Origin of the sequence: Sphingomonas suaedae, assembly GCF_007833215.1 — a bacterium.
Lineage (GTDB): Bacteria > Pseudomonadota > Alphaproteobacteria > Sphingomonadales > Sphingomonadaceae > Sphingomonas > Sphingomonas suaedae.
Genome location: NZ_CP042239.1, coordinates 959,940 through 974,689, shown reverse-complemented (window position 1 = coordinate 974,689; position 14,750 = coordinate 959,940). Strand labels below are relative to the sequence as shown.

Here is a 14,750-nt window from a genome sequence, read left to right as displayed (position 1 = left end):
ATTGCCGGGGGCAGGTGAAACGCACGATGTCGACTAGCTTGGAAGTTCCCACCTTTCTTGCCGATGGCGGAGAGATGGGACGGCGGATCGCGACGTTCGATTGGGGCGCGACCAGCGTCGGCCCGGTCGCAACATGGTCATCCAGCCTGCGGGCGATCGTCGCCTTTCTGATCCATTGCCCCGTGCCGATCGTGATGTTGTGGGGCGAAGACGGCATCCTGATCTATAATGACGGCTATTCGGTGTTTGCCGGGGACAGGCATCCCGGGCTGCTGGGGATGAAGGTGCTCGAGGCGTGGCCGGAAGTCGCTGACTTCAACGCCAATGTGATGCGCGTGGGGCTGGCTGGCGGGACGTTGGCCTATCGCAACCACCGTCTGAGCCTGAATCGCACCGGCGTGTTCGAGGATTGCTGGCTCGATCTCGATTATTCGCCGGTTTACGATGGCGAAGGTGCACCCGCCGGCGTGCTGGCGGTGGTCGTCGAGACGACCGAGGCGGTGCTGGCGAATCGCGCGTTGAGCGAAAGCGAAGCGCGGCTGCGCTTTCTCGATACGCTCGATCGCGAAACCGCCCGAAGTACCGATCTGGCCGAAGTTCTGGAGATCACCACCCGGATGCTGGCCGCCGAGCTGGGCGCTTCGAACTGCGCCTATGCCGATATGGATGCCGATGAGGACGGCTTCACGATCCGTGGCGACTGGGCGCGCGAAGGATCGCCCTCGATCGTCGGCCATTATCAACTTGCCGATTTCGGGGCATTGGCCGTGCAGCAATTGCGCGCCGGCCGTCCGCTCATCATTGACGACAATCTTGCCGAGCTGGCCCCGCATGAGGCGGAGGCATTCCAGGCGATCGGGATCAGCGCCACCGTCTGCATTCCGCTGGTGAAGGACGGGCGGCTCAAGGCCCTTATGGCGGCGCATCATCGCGAGCCGCATGTCTGGACGCCGGAGGAAGTCACCCTGATTCGGGAGGTGACCGACCGAAGCTGGGCGCATGTCGAGCGAACCGCCGCCCAGGCAGAATTGCGCAGGACGGCAGCGCAATTGCGGGAACTTAATGCCGAACTCGAACGCCGCGTGGTCGAACGCGCGGCTGCGCTGCAACAGAGCCAGACCCAGTTCGGCCTGCTGGTGCGTGGCGTTACCGACTATGCGATCTACATGCTCGACACCGACGGAGTGGTGTCGAGCTGGAATGCGGGGGCGGAGCGGATCAAGGGCTATACGCCCGAAGAGATTATGGGGCGCCACTTCTCCACTTTCTATCCGGATGAAGAGCGCCTGCGGGGCGATCCCGAACGGGCGCTGGAAACGGCACGCCGCGAAGGGCGCTTCGCCGCAGAAGGCTGGCGGTTGCGCAAGGACGGGAGCCGGTTCCGCGCGAGCGTGGCGATCGACGCGATCCGTGACGATGACGGCCAGTTGATCGGCTTTGCCAAGATCACCCGCGACGTCACTGAGCGCGAGGAGACGCAGCGCGAACTGGAAGTTGCGCGCGAGGCGCTGTTCCAGTCCCAGAAGATCGAGGCGATCGGCCAGCTCACGGGCGGCGTGGCGCATGATTTCAACAATCTGCTGATGGCGATCATGAGCGGTCTGACCCTGCTGAAAAAGCGCGTGCCCGACGATCCGCAGATCTCGCGACTGATCGAAAATTCGATGCAGGCAGCAGAGCGCGGCGCGGCGCTGACCCAGCGGATGCTCGCTTTTGCGCGGCGGCAGCAACTCAAGACCGAGCGGGTCGATGTCGCTGCACTGGTCGCGGATATGCAGGGGCTGTTGCAACGGACGATCGGTCCGGCCTGGCGAATCGAAGCCCGTTTTCCCGACGATTTGTCGGCAGTGGCGGCGGACACCAACCAGCTCGAAATGGCGCTGCTCAATCTGGTGGTGAATGCGCGCGACGCGATGCAAGAGGGCGGAACCATTCGGATCAGCGCGGCACAGCGCGCGATTCCGGAGGCGCGCGGCAATCTCGCGGCCGGACCCTATGTCCGGTTGAGCGTGTGCGACGAGGGGCAGGGAATGGACCCCGACACGCTCGCACGTGCGACCGAGCCCTTCTTCACCACCAAGGGGGTGGGCAAGGGGACGGGGCTGGGCCTGTCGATGATCCATGGCTTCGCGCAGCAAAATGGCGGCGCGCTGGAGATCGAGAGCACGCCCGGCATCGGGACGCGCGCGCATATCTGGCTGCCGCTTGCGACGGAGGGAAGCGCGCCCGCCCTGGCGCGGGTCGAGGAAGACGCCGAGGTCGCCGGGCAAGCGCTGGCGATTCTGGTGGTGGATGACGATCCCCTGGTCCTGACCAACACCGCCGCCTTGCTCGCGGATCTTGGCCACACCGTGTTCGAGGCGGACTCGGGTCACGCGGCGCTCGCCCGGCTGGAGGTGCATGACGAGATTGCGCTGCTCATCACCGATCAGGCGATGCCGGGAATGACTGGCAGCCAGCTCGTCGCGCAGGTGCGTGCCGTGCGACCCGACCTGCCGATCATCCTTGCCACCGGCTATGGCGAAATGCCCGCCGACGGGGCTGCGCGCGTCCAGCGGCTGGCCAAGCCGTTTACGCAAGGCGATCTGCGGCGGGCGCTTGCCGAGGCGGTCCCGGCGGAGCCCTGAGCTGCGCCCCGACATGATTTCGACGCAATGGCGCGGCATTGCACCCCCGCCTTGTCGAGTGCCGAGTATCCTGAACCGGGCCAAGACCCCCGCCCGCTGATCGCGCGGCTGCGCGCGCGTTTCGGCGACCGCGCGCTCGCGGCATTCCTCGCGATCCTAGTCGAACTCGCAATCGCCCTGCTGCTGCTCACCATCGCACCCAAATTGCTCACACCCCCCGAAGAGACGGTGCCGATGGCGGTGTTCGGCGTCACGCCTGATCCGGTTCCTGATCCCGACCCTGAGGATACGGAGTCGGCGCGGCCCGCGCCGGTCGAGCGCGCCGATCCGGTGCCGCCGCGTCCCGAGCCGGAAGCGGCGCAACCCGCCGCTCCGCTGCCCCCGACGGCGCAGCCCCCGGCGATGCTCGACATCCCGCTCGGCACGATGCCGGATATTGCGACCCTGCCCCGCGCGTCGGGAGCGTCCGCACCGGCACGCCGCGTCGCCGGTCCCGCCACCCCGCCCGCCGACCCGCGCGACAGCCGCCGTGTCGAGGGACGCGGGCCCAATGGCGAGCCGCTCTACGCCGCGTCCTGGTTCCGCGAACCCTATGACAGCGAATTGCGCGGGTACCTCTCCACCGCACGTCCGCCCGGCTGGGCGATGATCGCGTGCCGCACGGTCGGGGAGTTTCGCGTCGACAATTGCGCGCTGCTCGACGAATATCCCGATGGATCGCAGATCGGCCGCGCGGTGCTCGCCGCCGCCTGGCAGTTTCGCGTTCGCCCGCCCCGGCTGCGCGGGCAATATCAGGTGGGCGAATGGGTGCGGATCAAGATCATCTATGACCTTCGCACCGTCTCGGTCGAATAGGCGTAACCAAAAAGGAAGCGAACGATGTGGATTGCGGCACTGGCATTGATGACGTCGGCTCCGGCCGGCGGGCAGGCAGACGCCCCGGCGCTCGCCCCCGGTACCGTGACCGTCGAGGCGGCGGCCGATGACGCGACCCCGGCGGCGATCCGCAGCGTCTTTGCCGACGCGGTCGAACAGGCGTTGCTCGACGCCCGTTTCACCGCGCTTCCGGGGCAGGCGCGCGGGCGCTATATTGCCCGGATCTCGGTCACCCGGGCAGAGCGTGGCGCGGTCGCCTCGAATGGAGCGGAGCAGGGGTCGCGCAGCAGTGTCGGCAATTGGGGCGGTGCGTTCGGTGTGACCTTGCCGTCGGACAAGCGCCAGCTGCGCGGGCTGATCGTGACGCAGCTGACCGTCGAACTGGTGGCACGCGCCGACATGCAGCCGGTGTGGCGTGGCAGCGCGCTGACGGCGCAGGCGGAGGGAACGAAGGCCGACGCACCCGCCGCGCTTGCCGCGAAGCTCGCGCCCGCGATTATTCGCGCCTTTCCGACACGCCTCGCCGAACCCGTGTCGGTCCCCTAAAGCAACGCGATGACCCCTGCCGCACGGACCCGAACCGCCGTCGAATTGCTGGACGCGATCATCCTCGCCGCGCGCGAGGGTGGAGCGTCGGCGGACGTGCTGATCGCGCGCGAACTGGCTGCGCGGCGCTATGCGGGGTCCAAGGACCGCCGCGCGATCCGCGCGCTCGTCTATGATGCGATCCGACGGTGCGGAGAGGTCCCCGATAGCGGACGTGCGGCGATGCTGGCGGTGGCGGCGCACGATGCGGAACTCGCCGGGACGTTCGACGGCTCGACCTATGGCCCTTCGCCAATCGGCGCAGAAGAACCGGTCGCGGCGCAAGGGGTTGCACCCGCATGGTTGATCGATGCGCTCGCCGCGTCAGGAATTGACGGCGATCAGGCGGCGGCCCTGCTCGGCCGCGCGTCGCTCGACATCCGGATCAACCCCGCCCGGGTACCTGTCGGTTCGGTGCAGGGTATGTTCCCGGGAGCGCAGCCAATCCCCGGCCTGCCGTTCGCGTTGCGCCTTCCTGCCGAGACGCCGGTCGAGGCGAGTGAACCCTATCGTGCTGGCGCGGTCGAGGTGCAGGACGCGGGTAGCCAGGCGGTGACTCTCGCAGCCGCTGCGCAACCGGGGATGCGGATCGTGGATCTCTGCGCCGGCGGCGGGGGCAAGACCCTCGCGCTCGCCGCAGCGATGGACGGACGCGGAACGATCCTCGCCACCGACACCGATCGCGCACGTCTCTCGCGGCTCGCGCCCCGCGCCCAGCGTGCGGGGGTTTCGATCGTCGAGACACGGCTGCTCAATCCCGGACAGGAGGCCGAGGCGCTCGCCGACTGGGCAGACAGGGCCGACGTCGTGCTGATCGACGCGCCCTGTTCGGGCACCGGTACTTGGCGGCGCAATCCCGAGGCGCGCTGGCGGCTCACCCCGGCGCGGCTTGCCCGGCTGGTCGAGACGCAGGCCCGGCTGCTCGATGTCGCGGCGGGGCTGGTGCGGCCGGGCGGGGCGCTGGTCCATATCGTCTGTTCGCTGCTGGACGCTGAAGGGGCGGGGCAGGTCGATGCATTTCTCGCCCGCAATCCGGCATTCCGTGCCGAGCCGCTTGCGCTCCCGCTGGGTGCGCCGCATGAAGCCGGAATGCGCCTCACCCCGCTCAACGATGCAACCGACGGCTTTTTTGTCGCGCGACTGGTGCGTGCGTGATAGCCATGCGCGTTCCGAAGTTGGAGACCTTCATGCGTATCACGTTGGTGTCGGCCGCAGCCGCGCTTGCCCTGCTCAGCGTTTCGACCTCGCTCTATGGCCAGCGGGCGGACGACCAGATCGATGCCCGGTCTGTTGCATTGCTCGAAAAAGGCAAGGCCGCGCGGGCCGCGGGCAATCTTTCCGACGCAAACGGGCTGATCGAAAGCGCGCTCGCGGTCGATCCGCGCAACCGCCAGGCCTATATCGTGCTGGCCGAGATCGCCCGCGCGCAGGGGCTGCCCGGCAAGGCGATCCGCTTCTATCGCGAAGCACTGACGCTGGAACCCAACGACCTCGTCGCGCTGCGCGGCCAGGGTGAGGCGATGGTGCAGAAGGGCGCGGTGGAGCGCGCCAAGGAGAATCTCGCGCGGGTGAAGACGCTGTGCGGCGATTGCGCCGACGCGACCCGCCTCGCCGCAGCGATCGCCAAGGGCCCGCCCACGACCGCCACCGCCCAGGTCGTCCCGCCGCCCAAGCCGGACGAGAAGAAGAACTAGGGCTTTAGACCCAGCATGTGACGGCGTCACAAAGCGCCACTATGGACGTTTCGGGCGCGTCACCCTACATTGCGGGCGCGCCAGGGTGGCGCCTCTCCGACGCCGGGAAACGGCGCCAATCGCGGGAAAAATCCCGCCAAGAACAGTGGAGCCGCACATGGCCGAAAAGCAGACATCGCTTCAGGACCTGTTCCTGAACGCCCTTCGCAAATCGAAGACCCCGGTGACCATGTTCCTGGTCAAGGGCGTCAAATTGCAGGGCATCGTCACCTGGTTCGACAATTTTTCGGTTCTGTTGCGCCGCGACGGCCAGTCGCAGCTGATCTACAAGCACGCCATTTCGACCATCATGCCGGGCGGTGCGATCGATGTCGCGTCGATCGTCGATGCCATTCCCGAGAGCAGTTCGAAGAATCCGGTGCTGCAGGAAATCTTCCTGGGCGCGGTGAAGCGGCAGCAGGAAAACGTCACCATGTTCCTGGTCAACGGCGTGATGCTGCAGGGCGGGATCGCTGCATTCGACCTGTTCTGTATGCTGCTCCAGCGCGACGGCGTGTATCAGCTGGTGTACAAGCACGCCGTGTCGACCATCCAGCCGGCCCATCCGCTCGATCTGACCGATCAGGGCGAGGAAAGCTGAAGGTAATTTCATGAGTACCGGTTTCGATCGTGACCCCGACGAGTTTTCGCGCGGGGCGCGGGCGGTGGTGGTGTATCCCGACATGGGCGGGTCCACCCGCGATCCGGAAGCCCGGCTCGAGGAGACTGCTGGCCTGGCGCTGGCGATCGGCGTCGAGGTGGTCGAGCGCGTTGCGCTGCGTATTCGCGCGCCCAAGCCCGGCACGCTGATCGGATCGGGGCAGGTCGAGGCACTGGCCGAAACAGTGCGCGATCGCGAGATCGGGCTGGCGGTGTTCGACGCGGCGCTCTCTCCGGTGCAGCAGCGCAATCTGGAAACGGCGCTCGGTTGCAAGGTGATCGATCGCACCGGCCTGATCCTCGAAATCTTCGGCGAGCGTGCGCGCACCGCCGAGGGACGGTTGCAGGTCGAACTGGCGCATCTCGACTATCAGGCGGGGCGGCTGGTGCGCAGCTGGACCCATCTGGAGCGTCAGCGCGGCGGCTTTGGCTTTCTGGGCGGGCCGGGTGAGACGCAGATCGAGGCCGACCGCCGCCTGATCCGCGACCGCATGGCGCGGCTGCGTCGCGAGCTGGAACAGGTGAGCCGTACGCGCGGGCTACACCGCGATCGGCGGCAGCGCGCGCCCTGGCCCATCATCGCGCTGGTCGGCTATACCAACGCCGGAAAATCGACGCTGTTCAACCGCTTGACCGGCGCCGACGTCATGGCGGAAAATCTGCTGTTCGCGACGCTCGATCCGACCTTGCGGCAAATCTCGCTGCCGGGGATCGACAAGGCCATCCTGTCCGATACGGTCGGGTTCGTGTCCGAACTGCCCACGCAGCTGGTCGCGGCGTTCAAGGCGACGCTAGAAGAGGTCATCGCCGCCGACCTGCTGGTCCATGTCCGCGATATCGCCCATCCGGACAGCCAGGCGCAGCGCGACGATGTCGAGACGGTGCTCAAGGAAATCGGTGTCGATCCGGAAACGCCGCGGTTCGAGGCGTGGAACAAGCTGGACCTGCTCGACGACGAACGCCGCGCCGAGGCGATCGAGGAAGCGGGACGGCGCGAAGACGTCGTCTTGCTGTCGGCGCTGAGCGGGGAGGGGGTGGAGCTGCTGGTCGAGCGGGTGGCGGCCCGGTTGACCGAGGGGCACCGCCGCTATCGTGTGGCGCTCGACACGAGCGATGGGGCAGGGGCGGCATGGCTGCACCAGCATGGCGAGGTGATCGACCATTGGATCGAGGGCGACCGCGCCCTTTACGAGGTACGAATGGCGCCAAAGGATCATGAAAGGTTCGAGGTTCGCGGCGCATGATGCTGAACCGGCGGGTGGTTCTGGCGCTGGCCGGGCTGTTGCTGGTCGCTGCCGGTCCGTCCGATCCGCCCGTCGTACGGGTGCGGCTGGTGACGTCGGCGGGCGATATTGTAGTGGCGCTGGAGGCGCGTCGCGCGCCCAAGACGGTCGCCAATTTCCTGCGCTATGTCGATGACGGGCGGCTCGAAGGTACCTATTTCTATCGCGCGGCGCGGCGCAAGGGCGATCCCAAGCTGGGGTTCGTGCAGGGCGGAATCGGCACCGATGCGCGCCGCATCCTGCCCTCGGTCCCGCTGGAGCCGACCAGCCTTACGGGACTGAAGCACCTCAACGGGACGATCTCGATGGCGCATGGCGCCGATCCGAACTCAGCGCATGGCAATTTTTCGATCATGGTGGGCGACAATCCCGCGCTGGACGCGCGGCCCGGAAATCCGGGCTATGCGGCATTCGGACGGGTTATCGGCGGGATGCCGACCGTCCAGCGGATATTGGCGATGCCGACCGGGGGCGGGCGTGGCGCGATGCGTGGCCAGATGATCCTGAGGCGCGTGACGATCCAGCGCGCCGAGCGTCTCGACGGCGTCGCGAAACCGACAGGGCGGGCCAAGCCGTGGCTGATCAAGCTGCCCTGGCGCAAGGACTGATCGTTTTATCGCATAAGTAATTACGCCACCTTGCTGCAACGCAGCAATATAGGCATATTGTGACCATGGATACCGAAAACGGGGCCGAATCGCCGGCCAATCCGACGCCGATCGTGCTGGAGGGGATTGTTAGGCAACGCTGCCTCAACGCCACCTACAATCGCACGCGCATGGTGCTGGCGCCACACATTCTCTACATGCGCGCCGGATCGCTTTATGTCGATGCGCAGGTGGTGTCGCGCGACTTCATTGTGCCGCGCGAGGAGAAGTTCGGGACCTTCAAGCTCGACGGACTGAAGGGGCTGGCGCTGACCGACCGGGCATTTCGGATCAGCAAGCTGTTTCTGCCCGAGTCCGAGAAATATGCGGGAACCGCCCTGATGGCGGTGGAACCCGGGCAAACCGTCGCGGCCTGACGCGCCCGGCTGAGCCTTGGAAATCGGCTATTTCGGCCCAGGCAAACCTCGGCTCCGTCCCCGCCCACCACCGTCGCCCGCGGGGCGGGGAGCGGCAGTACCGGCGGAGCTTCCCCCTTGCGTTACACCCTGACGTTGAAGAGTTCGCCCCGCTTCCATCGCCTGCCGCTGTGCCTGCCGTTCCTTTGCCCGCGCTGCGTCAGCCTGCAGCTTCATGTCCATCTTTTTCTGTTCCGCACGCGCGCGCTGGCTCGCCTGCTGTTGATGGGCGACTTCCCGTGCTCGCGTGACAGTCTCCGCCTTTTGGCGGGTTTCAAGCGTACGCCGCTCAGCCTCCCGCGAACGACCGCGTTCCTGCGCGGCGGCAACACTTGTCGAACTAACAAGAGCGGCGAACAGTACCGTACCGGCTAGACGGCAATACCGGTTCATGAAAAACTCCCTCAGCGATTGATTCGGGGGGGCGAACATTGCGGCACATTCAATGGTTAGTTTCACTCGTCTTTGCCGCGATGGCAAGTGGTTGCGGTGATCCGATGGCGGCTGCCGGCGACGACCGCCGTGGCCAGGCGGCAAACGATATGGTTGAAGCAGACCCCGCCAAAACGGCCGCCATGGCGCATGAACGCTGCGACGCTCTTGCATCGCATCCCAAAGATCCCGGTCGTATGGCGGCCGCCGTTTCGGACGAACAGGTCGTGCCAGGAAGAGCCTTGCCCGCTTGCGAAGAGGCGGTGAAGCTCAACCCCGAGTCGGGTCGCGCGCATTTTCAGCTTGGGCGTCTCTATCAACTCGCGGCGCGGTATCCGGAAGCGTTCGATTCGTTCACGATCGCCGCGAGCTATGATTACCCAATCGCGTTCAAATATGTTGGTGACGCATATCTGGAGGGACGCGGTCTGCCGGATGAGGCGCCGAAGGAGGATGCCGAGCGCTATAAGCTCGCGCGCAACTATTATTTGAAGTCGGCGGACGCGGGATATGCCGAGGGAAGCGCAGCGGTGGCGGAAGCGGACGAACTGATCAGATCCGCCACCTTCGACCCGTCACGTTTCCAGAATCCGCAAGCGATCCGGGCGATATACGAAGGCAATTTTCTTCGAAGCGACACGGCTGTCCTGAACGCTTATTATGCGAAGGGGCTGATCGAGCAAATGGACAATTCGGATCAATTTTTCATGGATGCCGAATGCAAACCCCTGATCTACAAGATCAGCACCACAGTAGTCGATGTACAAGTGATGCTATCCTATGCGCAGGGTCTTCGCTCTGGTGAAGACGCACTGAAAGCCCTTGTCAGCTACGCAGTGTCCGATTACGCCACGGATATGGGGCGGCGCGATGCAATCAATCTCATGAACATTCACAAATGCAACAGTCCGATTACAAAGAGAATCGTTGATAACATCATCCTGACGAGCAATTCGTCTTCATAGCTTTCGCTACCTGCCACAGGGATTCCTTCGCATCGAGATCTAGTCCGACGAAGCTATCGCCTGCCTGAGCCTCCATCGCGCGAAAACGGGTTTCGAATTTCATATTGGCCGCACGCAGGGCGGCTTCCGGGTCGATGCCCAGCTTGCGCGACCAGTTGACCATTGCGAAGAGAAGGTCGCCAATCTCCTCGGCGCGGTCCGAATCCGTTTCGGCGGTTTCGACCTCGGCCAGTTCCTCATCGATCTTGGCACGGGCGCCCGATGGGTCGGGCCAGTCGAAGCCGGTGCGCGCGGCGCGCTTTTGCAGCTTTTCAGCGCGGGTGAGGGCGGGGAGGCCGATCGCGACGCCGTCAAGCGTGCCGCTCGTCCCCTTGCTTCCCCGCTCTTCGGCCTTGATTTGTTCCCAAAGATGGTGGCCGCCATCTTCCGCGCCGCGAAAGATATGCGGGTGCCGACGCTCCATCTTGTCACAGATGCCGGCGATGACTTCGGCGAGGTCGAATGCGCCGCGTTCCTGCGCTATGCGACTGTGAAAGATGACCTGGAGCAACAGGTCGCCGAGTTCGTCCTTCAGATCGGCCAGGTCGTTGCGCGCGATCGCGTCGGCGACCTCATAGGCTTCCTCGATCGTATAGGGCGCGATGGTGGCGAAGGTCTGGACCGTATCCCATTCGCAGCCAGTCACCGGATCGCGCAGCCGCGCCATGATGGCCATGAGGCGCTCGATGCCCGGCGATGCGATTTCGGGGCCGTCCGGCGCGGGGGAGGCCGCGTGCTCGCTCATGATTTAAGTCCGATAATATACATTATGTTAAATCGCGATCGCTTTGCGGTTCTAGGATCAGGACGTTCCCTTCCACCCGCCAGGCTTTGAGCCGCGACAGGAAATTCATCCCCAACACATCGAGATCGCCAAAGCTCGGCGCGACGAACACCGTCAGGTCTTCGGTGCGCAGCGGTCCGACTTCGACGCGCTGTGCCTGTGCCCGGCGCGCATCGACGGTTCCATTGGCAGTCGAGACGCGCACCGGCATTCCGCGCGCATAATCGATCCCGGCGGCTTCGGCGGTCGCCGCACTGATCGCGCTGACCGTCGCGCCGCTGTCGATCAGCATCCGGCGTTCGACCCCGTTGATCGTCGCGCGCGCCCAGAAATGTCCGTCGGGCGACAGGCGAATGCGGACAGTATCGCCCTGAGTCACCTGTGGCGCTTCGGACAGGCCGGCGCTGGCGCCGATCGTCCGGAGCTGATCGAGGATGCGATCCTTGTTGATGACGACGAGATAGATCAGCCCGGCGATCACCGCCCAGCCGATCACCGTCTTGATCAGGAACCCGAATTGCAGGTTGCGGACGCGCAGCGACCCCAGCACCAGTGCCAGAAAGCCGACCAGCCCGACCAGCTGAACGATCTGCATTTCGGTCAAGCTACGATCTCCATGCCGTCATGACCAGGCTCGACCCCTTCGGGCAGCTCCGCCATCAGCGACCTATAGTCCATCGAATTGTCCATATGCACCAGGATGGTGCGGCGCGCACGGCATTGTTGGGACCAGGCCAAGGTCTGTGCCAGATGCGGATGGGTTGGATGCGGCTCGCGGCGCAGCGCGTCGGCGACCCACAGGTCGAGATCGCCGTACAGCGTCGCCATTTCGTCAGTGAAGACATTGAAATCAGTCGCATAGCCGACCGACTTGCCGCCATGTTCGAAGCGTAGCCCGGCCGATGTAATGCCGCCATGCGGCTGATTCACGGTGCGCACGACGATGTCGCCCAGCGCCATGCCGTCACGCAGCGGCTCGATCGTCGCGGTCGGGCGGTACGGCCCTCCCCCCTCGAAGACGTAGCGGAAACGGTCGCGTAACCGTTCGAGCGTTTTCCAGTCCGCCAGCCCGCGTACCGGGGCGCCGCGCAGATGCATCAGCTGGCGCAGATCGTCGATGCCGTGGCAGTGATCGGCGTGATCATGGGTCCAGATTACTGCATCGACGTCGGCCACATCGGCGGCGAGCAATTGTTCGCGCAGGTCGGGGCTGGTGTCGACGAGGATCCGGGTTGCGCCGGCCTCGACCAGGACCGAGGCGCGGGTGCGGCGGTTGCGCGGGTCGGTCGGATCGCAGCTTCCCCAGTCGTTGCCGATGCGGGGCACGCCTGAGGATGTCCCTGAACCGAGGATGCGGACCTTCACGCGGTCGCCAGTGTCTTTGCGAACAGGCGGTGAAAGTTTTCGCGGGTCGCCTCGGCCAGTTCTTCGGCATTCATGCCGCGCAACTGCGCCAGGAAGCGGCACGTGTCAGCGACGAAGGCGGGTTCTCCGGTCTTGCCGCGATGCGGGACCGGGGCAAGGAAGGGCGCGTCGGTTTCGATCAGCAGCCGGTCGAGCGGGAGCCGCGCGGCGGTTTCCTGGAGATCGCGGGCGTTCCTGAACGTCACGATGCCCGATATGGAGATATAAAACCCTAATTCCAGTGCCTTGTCAGCGAATTCTCCACTGGCTGTGAAGCAGTGGATGACGCCGGGATAGGCCCCCTTCCCCATTTCATCGGCCAGGATCGCGGCGGTGTCCGCTTCAGCATCGCGGGTATGGACGATCAGTGGAAGGCCGGTTTCGCGGCTCGCAGCGATGTGCGCGCGGAAGCTCTTCTGCTGCTGCGCGCGGTCGCTATGGTCGTAATAATAGTCGAGCCCGGTTTCGCCGATGCCGACGACGCGCGGATGCTGGGCGCGCGACACAAGCTTGGCGGTGTCGATATGCGGATGCTCGTCCGCTTCGTGCGGATGGATGCCGACGGTGGACCACACATCGACCTCCCGCTCGGCGGTGGCCAGCACCTCATCCCATTCGCTTTCGCGCGTCGCGATGTTGAGCATCGCCACCACGCCGGTTTCGCGGGCCCGGGCGAGGACCTCGGGCTGCTGCTCGCCCAGCCCCTTGTAATTGAGGTGGCAATGGCTGTCGGCGAGCCTCATACCGGCGCCTCCTCGGCGAGAACGAGTCGGGGGAACACGCCGGTCGGGGGCGCCAAGCGGAAGTCCGACGCCATGGCGGCATCGTACCAGCCCTTGTCGTCGAGCGCTTCATGGTCGCGCGCGTCCTGCCCGAGCTGGTCGAGGATCTTGCCCGCCGAGTCCGGGATCACCGGCAGAACGAGGATCGCCAAATCGCGGATCGCGCGAACGAGCGTGCCGAGCACGGCGTGCATCCGCTCCGGATCGGTCTTGCGCAGCGCCCAGGGGGCCTGGACGTCGATATACTGGTTGCAGGCGAAGACGGCGCGCATCCACGCCTCGAGGCCCTGATTGAGCGCGAGGCTGTCGAAGGCGGTGCGGAACTCGCGCCCGGCCTCGTCGATCGTCGCGAGCAGCTCAGCATCGGCGGGATCGCCGCGTCCGGCCTCGGGCAGCGCGCCCTCGAGGTTCTTGGCGATGAACGACAGCGTGCGCTGGGCAAGGTTGCCGAAGCTGTTCGCCAGATCGGCGTTGGCGCGGGTCACGATCGCCTCGTCGCTGAAGCTGCCGTCATTGCCGAACGCCACTTCGCGCAGCAGGAAGTAGCGCAGCGCATCGACGCCATAGAGCCGCGTCAGCTCGATCGGATCGGCGACATTGCCGGTCGATTTCGACATCTTCTCGCCGCGGTTGAGGATGAAGCCGTGGGCGAAGACTTGGCGTGGCAGCGGGATCTCGGCCGACATCAGAAAGGCAGGCCAATAAACCGCGTGGAAGCGGGTAATGTCCTTGCCGATCAGATGCAGATTGGCGGGCCAGTAATGCGCGAGCTCGCTGTCCCTGGCCGGATAGCCGGTGCCGGTGAGGTAATTGGTGAGCGCGTCGACCCAGACATACATAACGTGCCCCGGCGATCCGGGTACGGGCACGCCCCAGTCGAAGCTGGTGCGCGACACCGACAGGTCCACCAGCCCGCCCTCGACGAACTTCACCACCTCGTTGCGCGAGCGCTCCGGGCGGATGAAATCAGGGTTTGCGGCATAAAGATCGAGCAACGGCTGCTGATATTTGGAAAGGCGGAAGAACCAGGTTTCCTCCGCCGTCCACTCGACCGGCGTCCCCTGGGGCGACAGCTTTACGCCGCCCTCCCCCTCGGTCAGCTCCTTCTCCTCGTAGAAGGCTTCGTCGCGGACCGAATACCAGCCCTCGTAGCGATCGAGGTACAGATCGCCCTTGGCCTCCATCGCGGCCCAGATCGCCTGGCTTGCGGCATAGTGATCGGGATCGACGGTGCGGATGAAACGATCATATGAAATATTCAAATCGTTCGCCATGTCGCTGAAATAAGCGGACATTTCATCCGCAAGCTGGCGTGGCGTCAGGTCGCGGGCGCGCGCGGTCTGGGCGATCTTCAGGCCGTGCTCGTCGGTGCCGGTCTGGAAGCGCACGTCGCGCCCCGCCTGACGCTGGAAGCGGGCGATCGCGTCGGCGGCGATCATCTCATAGGCATGGCCGATATGCGGCTTGCCGTTGGGATAGTGGATCGCGGTGGTGATGTAATAGGGTTCGGACATGAG

At 65.4% G+C, this 14,750-nt stretch carries 16 protein-coding genes; 11 read left to right on the top strand and 5 right to left on the bottom strand.

From position 1 onward, the window contains the following. The first annotated feature begins 26 nt into the window (after positions 1 to 26). The 11 genes from FPZ54_RS04675 to FPZ54_RS04625 all read left to right on the top strand — a co-directional run bounded on the left by FPZ54_RS04675 (position 27) and on the right by FPZ54_RS04625 (position 10,224). The gene (locus FPZ54_RS04675) at positions 27 to 2,627 is read left to right on the top strand and encodes a GAF domain-containing hybrid sensor histidine kinase/response regulator (protein WP_145845372.1); all 2,601 of its coding nucleotides are present in this window, start codon (positions 27 to 29) and stop codon (positions 2,625 to 2,627) included. Between the two features lie 27 nt (positions 2,628 to 2,654). Further along, positions 2,655 to 3,482, top strand: coding sequence for a hypothetical protein (locus tag FPZ54_RS04670; protein WP_239019715.1), 828 nt, complete (start codon positions 2,655 to 2,657; stop codon positions 3,480 to 3,482). Positions 3,483 to 3,506: 24 nt separating this feature from the next. Continuing rightward, on the top strand, positions 3,507 to 4,049 hold the full coding sequence (locus tag FPZ54_RS04665; protein ID WP_145845369.1) for a hypothetical protein: 543 nt from the start codon (positions 3,507 to 3,509) through the stop codon (positions 4,047 to 4,049). Between the two features lie 9 nt (positions 4,050 to 4,058). Continuing rightward, positions 4,059 to 5,243 carry an RsmB/NOP family class I SAM-dependent RNA methyltransferase gene (locus tag FPZ54_RS04660; protein WP_145845368.1) on the top strand — a complete coding sequence of 395 codons (1,185 nt, stop codon included), beginning with the start codon at positions 4,059 to 4,061 and terminating at the stop codon, positions 5,241 to 5,243. 32 nt (positions 5,244 to 5,275) lie between these two features. Further along, the gene (locus tag FPZ54_RS04655; protein ID WP_145845367.1) at positions 5,276 to 5,782 is read left to right on the top strand and encodes a tetratricopeptide repeat protein; all 507 of its coding nucleotides are present in this window, start codon (positions 5,276 to 5,278) and stop codon (positions 5,780 to 5,782) included. Positions 5,783 to 5,939: 157 nt separating this feature from the next. Then, positions 5,940 to 6,422 carry an RNA chaperone Hfq gene (gene hfq, locus FPZ54_RS04650; protein WP_239019714.1) on the top strand — a complete coding sequence of 161 codons (483 nt, stop codon included), beginning with the start codon at positions 5,940 to 5,942 and terminating at the stop codon, positions 6,420 to 6,422. 10 nt (positions 6,423 to 6,432) lie between these two features. After that, complete coding sequence (hflX, locus tag FPZ54_RS04645; protein WP_145845363.1) at positions 6,433 to 7,725, top strand: GTPase HflX; 1,293 nt, start codon at positions 6,433 to 6,435, stop codon at positions 7,723 to 7,725. Further along, positions 7,725 to 8,372 carry a peptidylprolyl isomerase gene (locus FPZ54_RS04640; protein ID WP_186456998.1) on the top strand — a complete coding sequence of 216 codons (648 nt, stop codon included), beginning with the start codon at positions 7,725 to 7,727 and terminating at the stop codon, positions 8,370 to 8,372. Before hflX ends, FPZ54_RS04640 begins: the two co-directional genes overlap by 1 nt. A 65-nt stretch (positions 8,373 to 8,437) precedes the next feature. Continuing rightward, a complete protein-coding gene (locus FPZ54_RS04635; RefSeq protein ID WP_145845362.1) occupies positions 8,438 to 8,788 on the top strand; it encodes a WYL domain-containing protein in 351 nt (116 codons plus the stop codon). Positions 8,789 to 8,905: 117 nt separating this feature from the next. Continuing rightward, positions 8,906 to 9,202 (top strand): hypothetical protein, encoded by a 297-nt coding sequence (locus FPZ54_RS04630; protein WP_145845361.1) that lies wholly within the window; start codon positions 8,906 to 8,908, stop codon positions 9,200 to 9,202. Positions 9,203 to 9,258: 56 nt separating this feature from the next. Continuing rightward, complete coding sequence (locus FPZ54_RS04625) at positions 9,259 to 10,224, top strand: tetratricopeptide repeat protein (RefSeq protein WP_186456916.1); 966 nt, start codon at positions 9,259 to 9,261, stop codon at positions 10,222 to 10,224. Here FPZ54_RS04625 and mazG read toward each other — a convergent pair. From mazG to metG, 5 genes are read right to left on the bottom strand one after another with little or no spacing between them, the layout of a single operon-like run. After that, the gene (gene mazG / locus FPZ54_RS04620; RefSeq protein WP_186456915.1) at positions 10,196 to 11,008 is read right to left on the bottom strand and encodes a nucleoside triphosphate pyrophosphohydrolase; all 813 of its coding nucleotides are present in this window, start codon (positions 11,006 to 11,008) and stop codon (positions 10,196 to 10,198) included. The genes FPZ54_RS04625 and mazG overlap by 29 nt on opposite strands. A gap of 22 nt (positions 11,009 to 11,030) precedes the next feature. Beyond that, complete coding sequence (locus FPZ54_RS04615) at positions 11,031 to 11,642, bottom strand: retropepsin-like aspartic protease family protein (protein ID WP_145849573.1); 612 nt, start codon at positions 11,640 to 11,642, stop codon at positions 11,031 to 11,033. A gap of 5 nt (positions 11,643 to 11,647) precedes the next feature. Beyond that, the gene (locus tag FPZ54_RS04610) at positions 11,648 to 12,412 is read right to left on the bottom strand and encodes an MBL fold metallo-hydrolase (protein ID WP_145845358.1); all 765 of its coding nucleotides are present in this window, start codon (positions 12,410 to 12,412) and stop codon (positions 11,648 to 11,650) included. Further along, entirely contained in the window at positions 12,409 to 13,194 is a 786-nt protein-coding gene (locus tag FPZ54_RS04605) for a TatD family hydrolase (RefSeq protein WP_145845357.1), read from the bottom strand. Before FPZ54_RS04605 ends, FPZ54_RS04610 begins: the two co-directional genes overlap by 4 nt. Beyond that, positions 13,191 to 14,747, bottom strand: a complete 1,557-nt coding sequence (gene metG, locus FPZ54_RS04600; protein ID WP_145845356.1) for a methionine--tRNA ligase — start codon at positions 14,745 to 14,747, stop codon at positions 13,191 to 13,193. The genes FPZ54_RS04605 and metG overlap by 4 nt, the downstream gene beginning before the upstream one ends. Positions 14,748 to 14,750: the final 3 nt, after the last annotated feature.